Here is a 17,550-nt window from a genome sequence, read left to right as displayed (position 1 = left end):
TTGCATGGTGCTGAACAGAACAAAATTCCGTGCTGTCCGGGGCGTCGGCCTTTTCAAAAGCTCGAAAATTCGGGCCTTCTGGCCTTGTCTTAAGAGCAGTCTGGCACTTCCCCCGCGCTGGATTCGCCGAAAAGGCGCAGGGCTGCGGCACAAAATTGCGAAATCGTCTGCCCCGGCGCTATTTCGAAACACGCGGTATTCGTCTCCCGTCATGCCAGGGCCTGGCGCACATCTGGATCGTCCAGCGTCTGATCGAGCGTCCGGCGCGTGCGCTCGATGATCGCGTCGATGTCGTCGTCGGTGCAGCAGAGCGGGGGAGCATAGCCGAGAACCCCGTTGGCAAAGGCACGGATGATGAGGCCGTTGTCCCACGCCCTGTCGAAGACGCGCCGCGCGGGCGTGGCCGATGCGGGAAGTGGTGTCTTCTTCTGCTTGTCGACCACCAGTTCGATCGCGGCAAGCATGCCGCGACCGCGCACATCGCCGACGAGCGGGTGGTCGCGCAGATCCGCCAACCCCGCCATCAGGCGGGCACCGGCCTTGATGCCATTCTCCAGAAGGCCGTCTTCGTAGAGCTTCAGCACCTCGAGTGCGACGGCGGCGCTGACGGGATGGGCGGAATAGGTGTAGCCGTGGCCGACCGCCGAAGCGCCCGCGCCATCGGCAATGACGTCGTAGACATGATCGGTCATGAACACGGCGCCCATTGGAACATAGCCCGAGGTCAGCCCCTTCGCGGTCGTCATGAAGTCGGGAACGATGTCCTCGTCCGTGCAGGCGAACAGGGGCCCCGTGCGGCCGAAGCCGGTGATTACCTCGTCGGCGATGAACAGGATGCCGTACTCGCGGCAGAGCTCGCGGATCGCCTTGATCCATCCCTTCGGCGGGACGATGACGCCGCCTGAACCCTGGATCGGCTCGGCGTAGAAGGCAGCGACCCGCTCCGGTCCGATCTCCTCGATCTTGGCCTTCAGCGCGGCGAGCGATGCTGCGATGATCGCGTTCCCGTCCTCGCCTACCGGGTTGCGATAGGGATAGGGCGAGGGGATCTTGTGTTGCCATTCGAAGGGAATGCCAAAACCGGCGTGAAAGGCGGGCAAAGCTGTCAGGCCCGCGCCGACCACCGACGACCCGTGATAACCCTGCTCGATGGAAATGAACTGGTCGCGTTTCGGCTCGCCCCTGGCATTCCAATAGTAGCGGACGAAACGGATCGTGCTGTCGACCGCATCAGACCCGCCGAGCGTGAAATAGACGTGATTGAGATCCCCGGGCGCGCGCTCTGCCAGTTCCGAGGCGAGCCGGATGGCCGGCTCCGAGCCGAGGTCGAAATAGGCGGTGGCGTAGGGAAGCTCGCGCATCTGCCGGGCCGCCGCCTCGACGATGCTGTCGTGGCCGTAGCCGGCATTGACGCACCAAAGCCCGGCGAAGCCGTCAACGAGCTGCCGGCCGGACGCTTCGGTCACGGTCGCGCCCTTCGCCGATTTCAGCACGCGCACGCCGAGCGCCTCATGGCCGCGGTATGAGGAGACCGGATGGATGAGATGGGCGCGGTCGAGTTCGATCAGGGAATTGGCGAGCATTGTTGTCCTCCGGACTAGCCGAGCGCCTGGTTGGCGAGGGCGTAAACTTTTGGCCTGGCCTGTTCCGCACCGTTCTTGGGCGGACGGTCCATCGCCACGCCGCCACCGGCATGGGCGAGGCCGATTTCCTCAAGCCAGCCGGCGATGCCGGTCCTGCCGTCGGTATCCACGCGCAGGAAGGCGCCGGGGCGGGATGCAGCGAAGAAGCCGATCAGGGCCCTCGCGGTGTCAGCACTTGCCGCGATAACCGGACCGATCACCTCGCCGCGTCCGAACGGGCGGATCGCGGCATAGGCCTCGATGGCGCCGTTGCGGCGGATGACCGCGAACTGGCCGCGCTCCGCCAGCGCATCGATCAGGGCTTCGCGGTCGGCGCCATAGGCGTCGCGGTCCAGCGCTTTGATGTCCGGCAGATCGTTGGTACTTGCTGCTTCCACGCCGTCGGGCGCGCCAAGCTCTGCAACCTTGCCCTGATGCTGCAGGATCGTGCCGGAGGGCACAAAGCCCAGTTTCTGATAGAGAGGCATGCCATCCACCGTCGCGACGAGCCGCAGCGGACGGTCGCCGGCAAGGGCGACGGCCTGATCCATGAGCCGGCGCCCAAGCCCCTTGCCCCGCACATTCCTGTCGACGATCACCATGTTGATCATGGCGCAATCCGTGCCGTAGGGCGTTACCAGGATGGTTCCGGTGACGCGGCCCCGGTCGTCGAGCGCGACCGCGCCGCTCGAGAGCTGCAGCGCCATCTGCCAGTCCTGCGGGCGATGCGGCCAATTCTCCTGGCGAGAAAGCGCCACCGCTCCCTCGATATGGTCCGGCCCGAAGGCCTGAAGTTCGATCTCGCCCATGAGGTATCCCCATCGTCTGAGGCCAAGTCTCGACCATCGGCGCACCGCAGATCGTCTGAAGGCCTTGGCTTCGACGGTATCTTTCGCCGTAGCGCGAGGGGTGCGCCGCATCTTGTGCTGGCACCCTCCACGGCGGACGCGCTTCACGTCTCGCGCGGCGCCGCGTTCGGCACACCAGATACTACAGCGTGCCAAACCGGATGGCGGATACGGAATTTTCTGCTTTCGGGAGGGCGATTTCGGTCAGGTGGGTCGCCACCAGCCGTCCTATGATGAAATACATCCCAGCACGGATATGCTTCCACCGGAGATCGACGGACATGGCTTCTTTCAGGCCCAAATACATCACCTTCGACTGTTATGGCACGTTGACCCATTTCCAGATGGCGGAAGCGGCGCGCGATCTCTACGGCAGCCGGCTCGACGAGCCGCGCATGCAGGAGTTCATCAAGAATTTCGCGGCGTATCGGCTCGACGAGATCATGGGCGACTGGAAGCCCTATGCCGACGTCGTCCACAACGCTCTCGAGCGCTCCTGCAAGCGCAACGGCGTCGCCTTCAGCGCCGACGACGCCAGGATGGTGTATGAACGTGTCCCGACCTGGGGACCCCACGCGGACGTTCCGGTCGGCCTGGCGAAGGTGGCCAAGGAGATCCCGCTGGTCATCCTGTCCAACGCCATGAACGCGCAGATCATGTCCAATGTCGAGAAGCTGGGCGCGCCGTTCCATGCCGTCTACACGGCAGAGCAGGCGCAGGCCTACAAGCCCCGTTTCCAAGCCTTTGAATATATGCTGGACATGCTGGGCTGCGGCCCGGAGGATATCCTTCACTGTTCGTCGTCGTTTCGCTACGACCTGATGTCTGCCCACGACCTCGGCATCAAGAACAAGGTCTGGGTCAATCGCGGCCACGAACCAGCCAACCCGTACTACGGCTATGTCGAGATCGCCGACATTTCGGGTCTTCCAGGCGTGGTCGGTCTCTGAAACAGGATTGCCGATGAAATTGGTCTCCTACTGGCACGACACCGCCCCTGTCTTTACCGGCGGGGCGCAAGGCCCGGTCGAGGGGCACTACGATGCTGCCATCATCGGCGGCGGCTTCACCGGTCTCGCCGCGGCGCGCCAACTGGCGAAGGCCGGCGCGAAGGTGGCGGTGCTGGAGGCGGAGCGCGTGGGCTGGGGCGCATCCGGTCGCAATGGCGGGCACCTCAACAACGGCCTCGCCCACAGCTACCTTTCGGCCAAGGCGGAGCTCGGCAAGGAACGGGCAATCGCGCTCTACCGGGCGCTGGACAGTTCCGTCGACACCATCGAGGCGCTGGTCGCCGAGGAAGGCATCGACTGCAATTTCCGCCGCGCCGGCAAGTTGAAGCTTGCCTCCAAGCCGCAGCATTTCGAAGCGATCGCCCGCAACTTCGAAGCCCTTCATGCGGAAGTAGATCCGGACACGGCACTGCTGTCCGCTGCCGATCTCAGATCCGAGATTGGCTCGCCCTTCCACGGTGCGATGCTGTCGAAGAAAAGCGCTATGATGCATATGGGCCGCTATGTGGCAGGCCTGGCCACGGCCGCCGCCCGCCACGGTGCGGTGATCCACGAGAACGCGGCTGTGACCGACCGCAAGCAGGCCGGTGGCAGGCATGAGCTCACCACCTCGCGCGGCCGGATCAGCGCCGACAATGTGTTGGTGGCGACCGGCGCCTACACCACGCCGAATTTCAGTTACTTCCGCCGCAGGATCATTTCGGTCGGCAGCTTCATCATCGCCACGCGGCCGTTGAGCGACGCCGAGATCGCCGTGACCATGCCCGGCAACCGGACATGCGTAACCTCGATGAACATCGGCAACTACTTCCGGCTTTCGCCGGACAGGCGCCTGATCTTTGGCGGCCGTGCACGCTTCTCTGCGGCATCGGACCAGCGCTCCGATGCCAGGAGCGGACAGATATTGCAGGCCGGCCTCGCGGCGATCTTCCCGCAGCTCGCCAAGGTCGAGATCGACTATTGCTGGGGTGGGCTGGTCGACATGACCAAGGACCGCTTCCCTCGGGCCGGCTACCATGACGGTGTCTGGTACGCGATGGGCTATTCCGGCCACGGCGCGCAGCTTTCCACCCATCTCGGCATGATCCTGGCCGATGCCATGCTTGGCCGCGAGGACCGCAATCCGATGAAGGGGCTCGATTGGCCGTCCATTCCCGGCTATTCCGGCAAGCCCTGGTTCCTGCCGATGGTCGGCCTCTACTACAAGGCGCTCGACCGGATCCAGTGACCCGTCGATCCGGTGTGGCCGGGCCTCAGCCCAGCCCGCCCATGTGGAAGCTCTTCATCTCAAGATACTCCTCGATGCCGGCCTGCGCCCCCTCGCGGCCGAGACCGGACTGCTTGACACCCCCGAAGGGGGCCACTTCCATGGAGACCGAGCCGGTGTTGAGCCCCACCATGCCGAACTCCAGCGCCTCGCCGACGCGCCAGGCGCGGTTCAGGTTCTCGGTGTAGAAGTAGGACGCAAGCCCGTAGGGAGTGCCGTTGGCCAGCGCGATCGCCTCCTCTTCCGTCTCGAAACGGAAAAGCGGTGCGACCGGGCCGAACGTTTCCTCGCCTGCGAGCTGCATGTCTTTTGTGGCGCCGGTCAGCACCAGCGGCGCGACATACTGAGGACCCTCCGGCAGCGCCAGCTTCTCGGTGATGATCGCCGCGCCTTTGGCGAGCGCGTCCTCGACATGGCGGTTGATCTTCTCGACCGCCGCCATGTTGATCATCGGCCCGATGGTGACGCCGGGCTGCGTGCCGGGTCCCACCGTCATGGCGTTGACGCGGGCGGAAAGCTTCGCGGCGAAGGTTTCGTAGACACCGGCCTGGACGAGGATGCGGTTGGCGCAGACGCAGGTCTGGCCGCCGTTGCGGAACTTCGAGACAAGCGCGCCCTCGACGGCGAGATCGGGATCGGCGTCGTCGAAGACGATGAGGGGCGCGTTGCCGCCGAGTTCGAGGCTGAGCCGTTTCACGGTATCGGCCGCGCCGCGCATCAGCAGCGAACCGACCCGCGTCGAGCCGGTGAAGGAGATCTTGCGAACGATCTCGTTCGCCATGATCTCGTTGCCGATCTCGGTCGGCATGCCGGTGACGATGTTGATGACACCGGCGGGGATGCCCGCCCGTTCGGCAAGCACGCCGAGCGCCAGCGCCGAGTAAGGCGTGAACTCGGACGGCTTGATGACCACAGTACAGCCGGCTGCCAGCGCCGGCGCGACCTTGCGGGTGATCATCGCGTTCGGGAAATTCCAGGGCGTGATGATGCCGCACACCCCGACCGGCTCCTTCAGCACGATGATGCGCCGGTCCGACGTCGGCGAGGGGATGGTATGGCCGTTGATGCGGCGTGCCTCTTCCGCGAACCATTTGACGAAGGAAGCGCCGTAACGGATCTCGCCCCTGGCCTCGTCCAGCGGCTTGCCCTGTTCCGTCGTCAGGATCAGCGCCAGATCGTCCAGATGCGCAAGCATCAGGCCATGCCAGGCCTCCAGGAGGCCAGCGCGCTCGGCGTTGGTCTTCTTCTTCCAGTCACCATAGGCGGAAGCCGCGGCCTCTATGGCCGCGCGGGTCTCCGGACCGGCCATGTCGGGCACCGTGCCGATTGCTGCCTGGGTCGCCGGGTCGACGACATCGACCGTCTTGCCGGAACCGGAAGCGACCCATTTGCCGCCGACTAGTCCGGCTTCGCGGAAGAGACTTTTGTCTTTCAGGTTTTTCATCGAAAACGACCTTGCAATCAGGTGAGTGCCGCAACGATGGCGGCCGTAATGGCTTCCGTGCTGTCCTTGCCGGGAGTTGTTCCAATGCCTCGCGCGGTCGTAGCTTCGACCGCCTTCATGACGCGTCCGGCCGCAGCCTTTTCGCCGAGATGATCGAGCATCATCGCGCCGGACCAGATGGTGGCGATCGGATTGGCGATGCCAAGATGGGCAATGTCGGGCGCGGAGCCGTGCACCGGCTCGAACATGGAAGGCGCCGAGCGGTCGGGATTGATGTTGGCGGAGGCGGCGTAGCCGAGCCCGCCCTGGATCGCCGCGCCGATATCGGTCAGGATGTCGCCGAACAGGTTGGAGGCGACGACCACGTCGAGGCTCTCCGGCGCCATGATCATGCGCGCGGCGAGTGCGTCGACATGATAGCTGGTCACTTCGACGTCCGGATAATCCGCAGCCAGCTTTCGCGTGATCTCGTCCCAGAACACCATCGAGTATTTCTGCGCGTTGGACTTGGTGACGGAGGCCAGTTTGCGCTGCCGCGACCGCGCCTGCTCGAAGCCGAAGCGCAGGATGCGCTCGACGCCGGCACGGGTGAAGATCGAGGTCTCCACCGCGACCTCGTCCAGCGTGCCTTGATGCACGCGCCCGCCGGCGCCCGAATATTCGCCTTCGGTGTTCTCGCGGATGCACAGTATGTCGAAGTTCTCTGCCCGCAGCGGGCCCTTCACGCCCGGCAGCAGACGGTGCGGCCGGATGTTGGCATATTGCACGAACGCCTTGCGGATCGGCAGCAGCAGGCCGTGGAGAGAAACGGAATCCGGCACCTCCGCCGGCCAGCCGACCGCGCCGAGAAGGATGGCGTCGAAGCCGCGCAAGGTCTCGATGCCGTCCTCAGGCAGCATGCGGCCGGTTTCCTTGAAGAAGCGGCAGGACCAGGGGAACTCGGTTCCCGTCAGCGCAAAGCCGAAGTTTTTGGCCGCGGTTTCCAGCACCGTCCAGGCGGCGGCGGTCACATCGCGGCCGATGCCGTCACCTGGGATCAGGGCGATCGAATGGGATTTCATCGGCATCTCTTCACAGGCTGATCAGGACGCTCTTGGTCCTGCGGTTGGCGTGATAGGCCTCGCGGCCGAGGTCCTTGCCGATGCCGGAGCGCTTGTAGCCGCCGGTCGGCAGGATATGGTCGCGCGAGCGGCTGTAGCGGTTGACCCAGACGGTGCCCGCTTCGAGCTTGCGCGCGAAGCGGATGGTGCGGGAGAGGTCGGTGGTGAACAGGCCGGAAGCCAGTCCGTAGGTCGGATGGCTGGACAGCGCCAGCGCCTCTTCTTCGGTCTCGAAGGTCTGCACGGTCAGGACCGGGCCGAAGATTTCCTCGATGATTGCAGGATTGGCCTGGTCGATATTGGCGATCAGCGTCGGCTCGTAGAAATAGCCTGGACTGTCCATGGCGGCGCCGCCGGTCAGGCATTCACCGCCGGCCTCGATCGCGGCGCGCACGATGCCGTCGACACGCGCCCGCTGCCGTTCCGAGATGATCGGCGAATAATGCGTCGCCTCGTCCCAGGTCGGGCCTGCCCGCACCACCTTCACCCGCTCCAGAATGGCGGCCGTCAGCCTGTCGGCCACGCTTTTCTCGACGATCAGGCGCGTGCCGGCCACGCAGGCTTGGCCGGCATTGAAGGTGACGCTGCCGGCGATCGCTGTAGCCGTCTTGTCCAGATCGGCATCGGCAAAGACGATCTGCGGGCTCTTGCCGCCGAGTTCCAACGTCATCGGCTTGACGCCGGTGCGGGCGACGTTCTCCATGATGGCCGAGCCGGCGCGGGTCGAGCCGGTGAAGCTGACCTTGGCGATCTCGGATTGGCCGGTCAGCGCCGTGCCGGTCGTTGGACCGTCGCCCAAAACCACGTTGACAAGCCCAGCCGGCAGACCCGCCCTGATCGCGAGCCCTGCCATATAGACAGCCGAGAAGGGTGTCATTTCCGACGGCTTCAGCACCACCGCGTTGCCCGCGGCCAGCGCCGGGCCGAGCTTCCATCCGGCCATGGAGACAGGGAAGTTCCAGGGCGTGATCGCGCCGACCACGCCATAGGGCTCGCTCATGATCATGCCCAGAGTGGTGTCGTCGGTCGGCACGAGCTCGCTGCCTTCCTTGTCGGCGAACTCGGCGAAGAAGCGAATCTGCTCGGCGGTCACGGCGATGTCGCCGGCAACGACCTGAGCTACGGGCCGGGTGGAGCACAGCGCCTCGATCCTGGCCAGCGTTTCGGCTTCCGCCTCGATCAGGTCGGCCCAGGCCTGGAGTGCCCGGGTGCGCTCGCGCGGTCGAACGCCGCCCCAGTTGCTGGCCTTCAGCGCCGCCTTGGCGCTTTCCACCGCACGGTCGACCATATCGACATCGGCCACGGGGCAGGCGGCATACACCCTGCCATCCGACGGTCGGCGCACCTCGATCGCACCCTCGGCCGCGATTAGCTCTCCGCCAATGAAATGGCCAATGGGGAGGGGAACCGCGTCCGGATCGAAGCTCAGGTTCATGGGCGACCACCTTGCAGTATTCTGGAGGAGCCTAGCGCGAGCATGACCGCAGCGTGCACCGTTCGGCGATCAGTCGCGGATGATTGTTGCGTGCTGGCGATTAGGGACGGCAAAATCTGTTGCGGGGCACCTCAGGCGGACCCCATTACCCTACGGTCACGTAGATCTTGCGCACCGTTTCGATGGTCCTCCAAACACCGGTGAAGCCAGGCTTCATCACGAAGCTGTCGCCGGCGCGGTAGGTCACCGCGTCGCCGCCATCGGGCGTGATTTCAATCACGCCGGTGAGGATGTGGCAGAACTCGAAAGTCTCTCCCTTTATCGAGCGCGTCTCTCCCGGCGTCGCCTCCCAGACGCCGGTGTGGACGAGGTCGGACTTGGCGACATCCTGCGCCCAGGTCTTGAACGCGGGGTTGCCGGCAATCAGTCGTTCGGGCAGCGCCTTGGATTCGCGTGGCGGGAAGGCTGGATTGGTGTCGACGGTTTTGAGCAGGGACAAGGGATAACCTTTCATTTGGACGTCAATAGCCGAGAGACCGGTCGATGAGCCCGATTGGATCGAGCCCGGCGCGGTGACGCTTGATGTTGTCGATGACGGCCCGCGCGGCGGTCGCGGGCTGGGTGACGCTGGCGATATGCGGCGTCAGGATGATCTTCGGATGCGACCAGAACGGATGTCCTGCGGGCAGCGGTTCGGGATCGGTGACGTCGATCATCGCCGCCGAGAGGTGACCGCGGTCGAGCGCGGCGACAAGCGCTTCGTGGTCGAGCTGCGGCCCGCGGCCCGTGTGGACGAGCGCCGCGCCTTTTGGCAGTTTCGCAAATAGGCCGGCATCCAGGAAACCGCGCGTCTCCTTGGTCAGGGGCAGCAGGCAGATCAATATGTTGCAGGTCGCGAGCATCTCCTCCAGCCCGAGCTCACCATGATGACAGGTCACGCCCTCGATCTGCCGTGGCAAGCGGCTCCAGCCAGCGAGCGGGAAACCGAAGGGCTTCAGCCGGTCGAGGACGGCCTGGCCGAGTTGCCCGAGGCCAAGCACGCCGAGCCGACGCGACTCGGCCTGCGCCTGCGGGATATCGCGCCATTGGCCGGCGCGCTGCTGCGCCAGATAGGCAGGCAGGTTGCGGTGCAGCGCGAGCACGGCTAGCGTCACATATTCCTGCATCATGCGTACGATGCCTTCCTCGATCATACGCACGATCTTCACGTTCGGAGGCACCGCATCGAGGCGAAGCTGGTCGACGCCGGCGCCGATGGAAAACAGGATTTCCAGGTTGCCGTAGCGGGCGAGATTATCCGGAACAGTCCAACTGATCAGATAACGCACGGCGTCGGGATCGACCGCGGCATCGATCGTGAAGGCGACGTCCGGTAGGTCCCTCGCGAAGGCATCGGCGAAGATCGCCCCGCGCCGCGCATCCGAATTGAACAGAAATGTCATTCCGGTTCCCCTTCAAGCAGCGCAGCGGGCGCCCAGCGCCTCGATCAATCGCTGGCAGGCGGCGAGTTCGCTGGTGAGAATGTACTCATCCGGCTTGTGGGCGCGGCCGATGTCGCCGGGGCCGCAGATGATCGCATCGAACCCGGAGGCCTGGTAAAGTCCGGCCTCCGTGCCGTAACTGACGGCGGCAAGCGGCACCTCGCCTGTCAGCTCGCGCAGCAGTGCCGTCAGCGCCGCGCCCTCCGGCAGCGACAGCGCTGGATAGGCGCTCATCGGCGTCCACTCGATCCGAAAGCCTTCGGCCGCAAGCGCCTCTGCCCGCGCCTTTACCGGCGTGAGCAGGCTGGCCGGGTCGACACCTGGAATGGCGCGCGCCTCCAGATCCAGCGTGCAGGCGCTGGGGATGATGTTGACCGACTGTCCGCCCGCCACCACGCCCGCTTGCAGCGAGGAGTAGGCCGGCTCGAAGGCAGGGTCGAACGGACCATTCGTCAGCCGCTCGGCTTCGCTCACGGCCGCGCTCAGCGCACCGGCCATGGCGTGGATGGCGTTGAGGCCGAGATCGGGCCGCGAAGAATGGCCGGAGCGCCCGTTGATCGTCAAGCGGGCGGCTGCCTTGCCCTTGTGGCCGCGCACGGCGCGCATGCCGCTCGGCTCGCCGACGATCACGCCGAGCGGCTTCGCGCAAAGTTCGGGAAGGTGGGCGATCAGGTGCGGCACGCCGCGGCAGCCCACCTCCTCGTCATAGGAGAAGGCGAGGTGGATTGGCCTGGCAAGGCGCAGTCCCGCAAGCATAGGCACGGCCGCGAGTGCCGCGGCAAGAAACCCCTTCATGTCCGTGGTGCCGCGTCCGTAGAGCCGTTCGCCGTCCCGGCGCAGCGCGAAAGGAGCCGAACTCCATTGCGGCTCGCCGGCGGGAACGACGTCCATGTGGCCGGACAGGATGTAGCCCGGGACATCGGCGGGGCCGATCGTCGCGAAAAGATTGAAACGGTCGCCTTCCGGCCCTGGTAGAACGGAGACCTTCGTCCCGTGTTCTGCAAGCTGGGTCTCGATCCAGCCGGCGATGTCACCGTTCGGCTTGCCGGCGACCGATGGAAAGGCGACGAGACGGTCGAGGATATCGAAGACGTCCATTCCAGCCCTCAAGGCGTTTCGGGTTCGCCGGGATCGATGCCGACGATTGTGTGCGGCAACATTTCCGCAGAGGATGTCTGCGTTCTCCCGCGATTGCGTGCCGAAAGCGGAAATGTTTCAGTTGAATCTTGCGTTAGCACGTGGCTTTCGAGCAAATCGTACGGGCGTGTTTGTTTAGCGTTGGTGGACAGAGGGCGGCTGCGGCGTATCGCCCGTCAATTTGCGGGTATCTTTCAGAGGCATGGAATTGAAGCCGTCCGGAAACTTGAAAATCGACACCTTCTCGATGCGTATCGGCGACATCGAAGGCGTCGAGTTGGACCGGTTGCACGCACTATCTCTGTCCGTGGGATGGCCGCATCGGGCCGAGGACTGGCAATTCCTGCGCGAGTCGGGAGAGGGGTTCGTGGCACTCGATGACATCGGCCGGGTTCTCGGTTCGGCCATGTGGTTCGCGCATGGCGCCGATTTCGCCACCGTGGGAATGGTCATCACCTCGTCGCGACTCCAGACGCTGGGGGCGGGGCAATGGCTGATGAAGCGGGTCTTCGAGAAGGTTGCTGGACGCGACTTGCGCCTCAATGCAACGCGCGCGGCAAGACGGCTCTATCTCTCGCTCGACTTCCAGCCGGAAAAGACCGTCTATCAATGCCAGGGCATCGCCCGCACTGAGGCGATGGGGAGGCCAGCAGATATTCGGGGCGACGTCCGAAGTCTGGACGCAAGGGATATTCCGGCAGCGATCGCGCTCGACGCGGCAGGATTTGGCGTGAGGCGGGCGGCGCTCATCGAAAAGCTTTTCGCGCACTCGGCCGGCTATGGCCTCTTCAAGGGCGAGACGCTGAGCGCTTTCGCGCTCTGTCGGTCGTTCGGGCGGGGCCATGTCGTGGGGCCGGTCGTGGCGGAACGCGACGCGGACGCCGTGGCGGTCGTCCGGCCGCACGTGGCCGACCATTCGGGGTCTTTCCTGCGGATCGACACCCACATGGACAATGGCGAGTTCGCCGCCTTTCTGTCGCACAGCGGAATGCCGGTTTTCGACACGGTGCTCACCATGTCGATGGGCAAACGCCTCGCCGATTTTGCCGTCGGCGGCGCAGTTGCACCGGTGACCTATGCCCTCGCCAGTCAAACTCTCGGGTAGCTCAGCCCGCGCTGACTTCGGCGGCGACCTTTTACCCTCCCAAACCCATTTCTTCCTTTGGGCTCCTGGAGGGCGCGAACAGCAAACTGAGCCGATCGCGACATCTCGAACATCGCGACCGGACGATGCGGATCCCTGCTTCCGCGGCGGCGGTGAAACGAGTGGCGCGCCATTCGGGCGCTCCGCCTGCCGGTTTTTCGATCACGTCTCCAAGGATGCCGTTGAGGAAGCGATCGCGCAAATGGAGGTCTCCAAGCGCGAAGTGGCGCTCGCCGAAACGCGCAAGCGCATTCTCGAACTCGAACTCGCCCGGGCAAAAACGGTGCTGGGCCAGAAGGTTATCGTCAGTCCGATCGACGGTATTGTCATGGAACGCAAGCTATATGCCGGCGAGTACCTCGATCAGGACGGCCAATTGGCCACGATCGCACAGCTCGACCCGTTGAGCGTCGAAGCCTTCGTCGCCGACAGCGAATACAGCAAGTTCAGCGTCGGCCTCGCCGTCCGGGTGACCGTCAGCGAGCCGCGCGATGAAGTCCATGTCGGCACAGTTCAGGTGATCGACCGGGTGTTGGACGCGGCCAGCAGGACGTTCGGCGTGCGCACAATGCTGCCCAATGCCGGCAACCGTTTGCCCGCTGGCCAGCGATGCAAGGTCGAATTCGACGCCAAATCGAACTGAAGCGTACCGACATTTGCTGGTCGTTGAAATTTGACAACCTCAGGCCGCATAGCATGGATCGCCGCGAGGCGTCATCGGAAGCCGGAGTCACGTATGGCGCGGGTCGCAGCACTTTGCCGGCAACCGACGTTCGCTGTTCGGGCATGCGCCTTTACCAGCTATGCCGGCAATCCCGCCAATCGCATGGCGTCAGTGACGTCGTCGATGATATCCGGTGCAATTCCCACGGCGGCAGACCAGCGGCCGATGGTGAACTGCGGGTCGAGTGACAAAAGCCGCGTGGCCGCGGCTTTTGCCTCCTCGAACCGGCCGAGCCTGGCAAGCGGTGCCGCCAGCCATCCATGCAGCATGCTGAAGCCGGGGTTCATCTCGACCGCCCTTCGGCCCGCTGTGACGGCCTGCTCGTGTCGGCCGGTGAGAAAACTGCCGAATCCGATGATGCCTTGCGGCACGCAGCTCATGACGTCGAGGGGGTTCAGTCGTAGCGCTTGCTCGCTCCAGTCGATCGCCCGGGCAGCATCGCCGCCATAGGCCACCGGAACGCAACCGAAGGCATAGACGAAGGCGCAGGAGGCGCTGAGCGTCAAAGCTTGTGCAAACGCCTCGTCGGCCAGCCTGCAGTCGTGCTCAACGATGCCGATGGTGAACCCGGCCAGAGCGAGCGCCATCGCATCGCCCGCGCCGTGTTCGATCGCCGCATGGGCATGGCGGATCGATCTTTCCTGATTCTCCGGCTGCATGCCGCCACGCACGAACAGCGACTGATGCGCCCAGGCGGCAAACCCATGGGCAAGGGCATAGGTCGGCTCGATGGCCAAAGCCTGGTTCAGCAGCGGCAGCCCCTTGGCTGCACCCTGCGGCATGAAGGTGTAGACATCGGGCAGTGCACGAAGCAGGAGATCGTAGGCGTCGAGACTGTCGGGGCGCTGGCGCTTGACGCGTTCGATCTCGGCCCGGCGCAGATTGGGTTCTATTGCCGCGACCACGCTGATGGTGATCTCGTCCTGTAGCGCAAACACGTCGGTCAGCTCGCGGTCGTAGCGCTCGGCCCACAAATGGCTGCCGTCTTCGGCGTCGATCAACTGGCCGGTGATGCGCACGCGACTTCCCACCTTGCGCACGCTGCCTTCCAGCACGTAGCGCACGCCGAGTTCGTGCCCGACCTGCTTCACGTCCACGGCGCGGCCCTTGTAGGTGAAGGAGGAATTTCGCGCGATGACGAACAGCCACCTTATGCGCGACAGGCCGGTGATGATGTCCTCGACCATGCCGTCGGCGAAATAATCCTGCTCGGGATCGCCGCTCAGGTTAACGAAGGGCAGCACGGCAATGGAGGGGCGGGCGGGAATGCCCAGGCCAGACTTCGGTTTCTCCGCCGGTGCCGTCGCCCCCGTTTCCGTCGACTGGGCCTCCTCGCGAACGGCGCCGACGAAGCGAAAGCCCCGGCGCAGGATGGTGCGGATGAGGCGCTGCTCCTCGCCGCTGTCTTGGAGCGCATTGCGGGCGGCGTTGATGCGGCTGGCGAGCGTGGCATCGGAAACGATGCGGCCCTGCCAGACCGCGTCGACCAGATCGTCCTTGCTGACCACCCGTTCGCGATTGCGGATCAGAAATTGCAGCAGGTCGAACACCTGCGGCTCGACGGAGATCAGGTCATTGCCGCGGCGCAGCTCGCGCCGGTCGCCATCCAAAGCGAAATCCTCGAAATGATACGGCAAATGCTGGCTCCAGACCGTGGGAAATGGCGACTCCGAACACTCTAGCCGCGTCGCGGGCTCAAAATCAAAGCGATCTAAAGGTAAAATCAAGCGGGCCTGAAGGCCGCCTCAAAGCGCGCCCGCCGGCCCTGACGCATAGTCCTCCTGCAACCAACGCAAACAACGCTTTTGAAAAGGGAGAACTCACATGTCCAACAACGCAGCAAATTCCGTCGTCCTCGTGCATGGCGGCTTCGTCGATGGCTCCGGCTGGGACGGCGTCTACCAGATCCTCAAGAAGGACGGCTATGACGTCACCATCGTCCAGAACCCGACGACCTCGCTCGCCGACGATGTCGCTGTCACAAAGCGCGCCATCGCCGCCGCTCCCGGCAATGTTATCCTGGTCGGCCATTCCTATGGCGGCGTCGTCGTGTCGGAAGCCGGCACCGATCCGAAGGTGGCGGCTGTGGTCTATATCGCGGCCTTCGCGCCGGATGCCGGAGAATCGGTTTCGAGCCTGATCGCCAACCCGCCGCCCGGAGCGCCGGTGCCGCCGATCCTGCCGCCCGTCGGCGGCTTCCTGATGCTCGACAAGGAGAAGTTCGCCGCCTCGTTCGCCGCCGATGTCCGTCCCTCGCTCGCCGCCTTCATGGCGGATTCGCAGGTGCCGTGGGGTGTGGCGGCGCTCGAAGGCAAGGTCACCGCTCCGGCCTGGAAGGCAAAGCCCTCATGGTATCTCGTCGCCACCGACGACAAGATGATCCCGCCGCCGGCGCAGCGCCAGATGGCGACCCGCGCCAAGGCGACGACCGTGGAAGTGCCCGGCAGCCACGCTGTCTACGTCTCCGATCCAGCAGCCATCGCCAGCCTCATCAAGCAGGCTGCCGCCGGCAAGAACTGAACCCGCATCACCCTTCATGGAAGCCTGGGCGTCTAAGCGGCGCCCAGGCTTTTTTTCTGTTCCGGGACCATCCGTGACACCAAAGAATTGCGATCGAGAAAGCGACGGAAGGGCACTGCCAGGCGATAGATGTCGACAGGCCGTATGACACGCGCAGAAAGACGAAAAATGTGCATCGAAGCGCTTGCGCAAGCGCTTCGATTGGATTAATTCAATCTCCGTGACGAATTTGGTGATGCAGAACCGCACTGCCGTATTCGCCTTCGGAGGATCAGCAACAGCCCTTGCCGGCACACGTCGCGCCCGCGCTTCGTGGCGGCCTGATGCTGCCTGTGAATTGTCAAACCGAACGGGAGGAACCGATGAACTTCAAGCAGAACGGACTGTCTCGCCGCACCTTCGTGAAAGCTTCGGCGGCTCTTGGCGCCACGGCCGTGGCGGCTGCGTCAGGGGTCAAGATGGCGCGGGCCGCACCCGCCGAACTCCGGTATTTCTACCGGGCGCCGTGGCCGTCGTCCGAGGTCTACGCCAACTGGCTGATCGACGAATGGAACAAGAAGAACGGCGACCGCGTCCATGTTACCGGCGCCAGCGTCGACGGCGAGACCTACAAGACCAAGCAGACCATCGAACTGTCTTCGAGCAATCCGCCGGACCTTTTCTATTCCTGGGAAGGCGGACGCGGCAAGGAGATCGTCGACAACGGTTTTTCCGCCGATCTGACGCCCTATTACGAAAAGTATGGCTGGGACAAGAAACTGAACCCGGCCGGCGTCACGCTGTCCGTCTACAACGGCAAGAAGCATTTCGTGCCGACGGAGATGTGCGCCTCGGTGGTCTGGTACCGCAAGGACATCTACGAGAAGCTCGGGCTCAAGGTTCCAACCACCTGGGACGAACTCATGGCCAATGCCCAGAAGGGCAAGGAAGCCGGCCTTGCCGCCTTCATGCTGGCCAACCAGAAGAAGTGGCCCTCGCAATTCATGTGGTCGGCGATCCTGGTCAACAAGCATGGGCTGGACGTCTATGACGGGCTGATCAACGGCACCATTCCGTGGACCGACCCGCGCGCCGTCGATGTCACCGCCATAATGCAGAAACTGGCCCAGGACGGGATGTTCGAGCCGTCGTTCAACTCGATCGATCTCGGGCCTGCCATGGTGCCGTGGACGCAGGGCCACGGCCTGCACTGGTATCAGGGCTCGTTCAATCTCGGCCGCTTCCGCGGCGACCAGCCGCAATGCTGCGTCGTGCCGATGGACTTCTTCCCGATGCCGGCCTTCCCGGGCAAGAAGCCGGTGATGTCGGTGTTCGCCGAGGACACGATCATGATCCATGCGAACAGCCCGAACAAGGATGCCGCGGCGGAGTTCTTGGACTGGATGGTGTCCGACGCAGCGATGAGCAAGAAGCTCGAGATCGACAAGCCTTTCCCGTCGAACGTCAATTCCGATCTGTCGCGGCTGAGCGAGATGGAACAGCGGCTCGGCAAGGCGATGGCGGAGTCCGGCTCCTTCACCTTCATGCATGTCGACCACGCCACGCCGCCGGCGATCTCGGACAAGTTCCTCGACGGCGTCCAGGGTGTGCTGGCCGGCGCCATGTCACCTGAAGACGCCATGAAGCTGACCGAGGACGAAGCGGCGCGCGTCAAGAAGTCCTAGGCGATGACCGAGCGGGAGAAGTGCTGCGCGCTTCTCCCGCATCCTCCCTGGCGGCGGCGCTTCAGTGCGCCGCCGCAACGGCAGGAGCCCGCGTGCCGACGAAACGCGACGCCGACGCTACCCGTCCATTTCCGAAATCAAATCGAAAGGCGCA

General features: G+C 64.4%; 16 protein-coding genes. 6 read left to right on the top strand and 10 right to left on the bottom strand.

What is annotated here, in order from left to right; genetic code table 11:
* Positions 1-209 precede the first annotated feature (209 nt).
* The 3 genes from DH08_RS16295 to DH08_RS16285 all read right to left on the bottom strand — a co-directional run bounded on the left by DH08_RS16295 (position 210) and on the right by DH08_RS16285 (position 2,753).
* Positions 210-1,583, bottom strand: a complete 1,374-nt coding sequence (locus tag DH08_RS16295) for an aspartate aminotransferase family protein (protein WP_192180272.1) — start codon at positions 1,581-1,583, stop codon at positions 210-212.
* Positions 1,584-1,597: 14 nt separating this feature from the next.
* Positions 1,598-2,431, bottom strand: a complete 834-nt coding sequence (locus DH08_RS16290; protein WP_192180271.1) for a GNAT family N-acetyltransferase — start codon at positions 2,429-2,431, stop codon at positions 1,598-1,600.
* A 181-nt stretch (positions 2,432-2,612) separates the two neighbouring features.
* Positions 2,613-2,753 carry a hypothetical protein gene (locus DH08_RS16285; RefSeq protein ID WP_192180295.1) on the bottom strand — a complete coding sequence of 47 codons (141 nt, stop codon included), beginning with the start codon at positions 2,751-2,753 and terminating at the stop codon, positions 2,613-2,615.
* Between DH08_RS16285 and DH08_RS16280 the strand changes: the two genes are divergently transcribed.
* The gene (locus DH08_RS16280; protein WP_192180270.1) at positions 2,752-3,420 is read left to right on the top strand and encodes a haloacid dehalogenase type II; all 669 of its coding nucleotides are present in this window, start codon (positions 2,752-2,754) and stop codon (positions 3,418-3,420) included. The two genes, DH08_RS16285 and DH08_RS16280, sit on opposite strands and share 2 nt — an antisense overlap.
* Before the next feature lie 13 nt (positions 3,421-3,433).
* Positions 3,434-4,708: an NAD(P)/FAD-dependent oxidoreductase gene (locus tag DH08_RS16275; RefSeq protein WP_192180269.1), complete on the top strand. Its 1,275-nt coding sequence runs from the start codon at positions 3,434-3,436 to the stop codon at positions 4,706-4,708.
* Positions 4,709-4,733: 25 nt separating this feature from the next.
* On the opposite strand, the gene DH08_RS16270 is transcribed toward DH08_RS16275, so the two are convergent.
* From DH08_RS16270 to argE, 6 genes are all read right to left on the bottom strand, one after another.
* Complete coding sequence (locus DH08_RS16270) at positions 4,734-6,191, bottom strand: NAD-dependent succinate-semialdehyde dehydrogenase (protein ID WP_192180268.1); 1,458 nt, start codon at positions 6,189-6,191, stop codon at positions 4,734-4,736.
* A 17-nt stretch (positions 6,192-6,208) separates the two neighbouring features.
* Complete coding sequence (locus tag DH08_RS16265; protein ID WP_192180267.1) at positions 6,209-7,252, bottom strand: tartrate dehydrogenase; 1,044 nt, start codon at positions 7,250-7,252, stop codon at positions 6,209-6,211.
* Between the two features lie 10 nt (positions 7,253-7,262).
* Positions 7,263-8,726, bottom strand: a complete 1,464-nt coding sequence (locus tag DH08_RS16260) for an aldehyde dehydrogenase family protein (protein ID WP_192180266.1) — start codon at positions 8,724-8,726, stop codon at positions 7,263-7,265.
* Positions 8,727-8,871: 145 nt separating this feature from the next.
* Positions 8,872-9,225, bottom strand: a complete 354-nt coding sequence (locus DH08_RS16255; RefSeq protein WP_192180292.1) for a cupin domain-containing protein — start codon at positions 9,223-9,225, stop codon at positions 8,872-8,874.
* A 22-nt stretch (positions 9,226-9,247) separates the two neighbouring features.
* The gene (locus DH08_RS16250) at positions 9,248-10,168 is read right to left on the bottom strand and encodes a 2-hydroxyacid dehydrogenase (RefSeq protein ID WP_192180265.1); all 921 of its coding nucleotides are present in this window, start codon (positions 10,166-10,168) and stop codon (positions 9,248-9,250) included.
* Positions 10,169-10,180: 12 nt separating this feature from the next.
* Positions 10,181-11,305, bottom strand: coding sequence for an acetylornithine deacetylase (gene argE / locus DH08_RS16245; RefSeq protein ID WP_192180264.1), 1,125 nt, complete (start codon positions 11,303-11,305; stop codon positions 10,181-10,183).
* A 241-nt stretch (positions 11,306-11,546) separates the two neighbouring features.
* Here argE and DH08_RS16240 point away from each other — a divergent pair, with 241 nt between their 5' ends.
* Together DH08_RS16240 and DH08_RS16235 are read left to right on the top strand one after the other, a co-directional pair.
* Positions 11,547-12,449: a GNAT family N-acetyltransferase gene (locus DH08_RS16240; protein WP_192180263.1), complete on the top strand. Its 903-nt coding sequence runs from the start codon at positions 11,547-11,549 to the stop codon at positions 12,447-12,449.
* Positions 12,421-13,131, top strand: coding sequence for an efflux RND transporter periplasmic adaptor subunit (locus DH08_RS16235; RefSeq protein ID WP_192180262.1), 711 nt, complete (start codon positions 12,421-12,423; stop codon positions 13,129-13,131). Before DH08_RS16240 ends, DH08_RS16235 begins: the two co-directional genes overlap by 29 nt.
* Positions 13,132-13,289: 158 nt before the next feature.
* Here the strand turns inward: DH08_RS16235 and DH08_RS16230 are convergent, their stop codons facing one another.
* Positions 13,290-14,849: a winged helix-turn-helix domain-containing protein gene (locus DH08_RS16230; RefSeq protein ID WP_192180261.1), complete on the bottom strand. Its 1,560-nt coding sequence runs from the start codon at positions 14,847-14,849 to the stop codon at positions 13,290-13,292.
* A 187-nt stretch (positions 14,850-15,036) separates the two neighbouring features.
* Between DH08_RS16230 and DH08_RS16225 the strand changes: the two genes are divergently transcribed.
* Complete coding sequence (locus DH08_RS16225; protein ID WP_192180260.1) at positions 15,037-15,732, top strand: alpha/beta hydrolase; 696 nt, start codon at positions 15,037-15,039, stop codon at positions 15,730-15,732.
* A gap of 362 nt (positions 15,733-16,094) precedes the next feature.
* The gene (locus DH08_RS16220; protein WP_192180259.1) at positions 16,095-17,396 is read left to right on the top strand and encodes an ABC transporter substrate-binding protein; all 1,302 of its coding nucleotides are present in this window, start codon (positions 16,095-16,097) and stop codon (positions 17,394-17,396) included.
* The last annotated feature ends 154 nt before the right edge of the window (positions 17,397-17,550 follow it).

The organism is Mesorhizobium amorphae (assembly GCF_014843845.1).
Classification (GTDB): Bacteria; Pseudomonadota; Alphaproteobacteria; order Rhizobiales; family Rhizobiaceae; genus Mesorhizobium; species Mesorhizobium amorphae_A.
The sequence above is the reverse complement of the archived record's forward strand: the minus strand, read 5'-3'. Positions and strand labels throughout refer to the sequence as shown.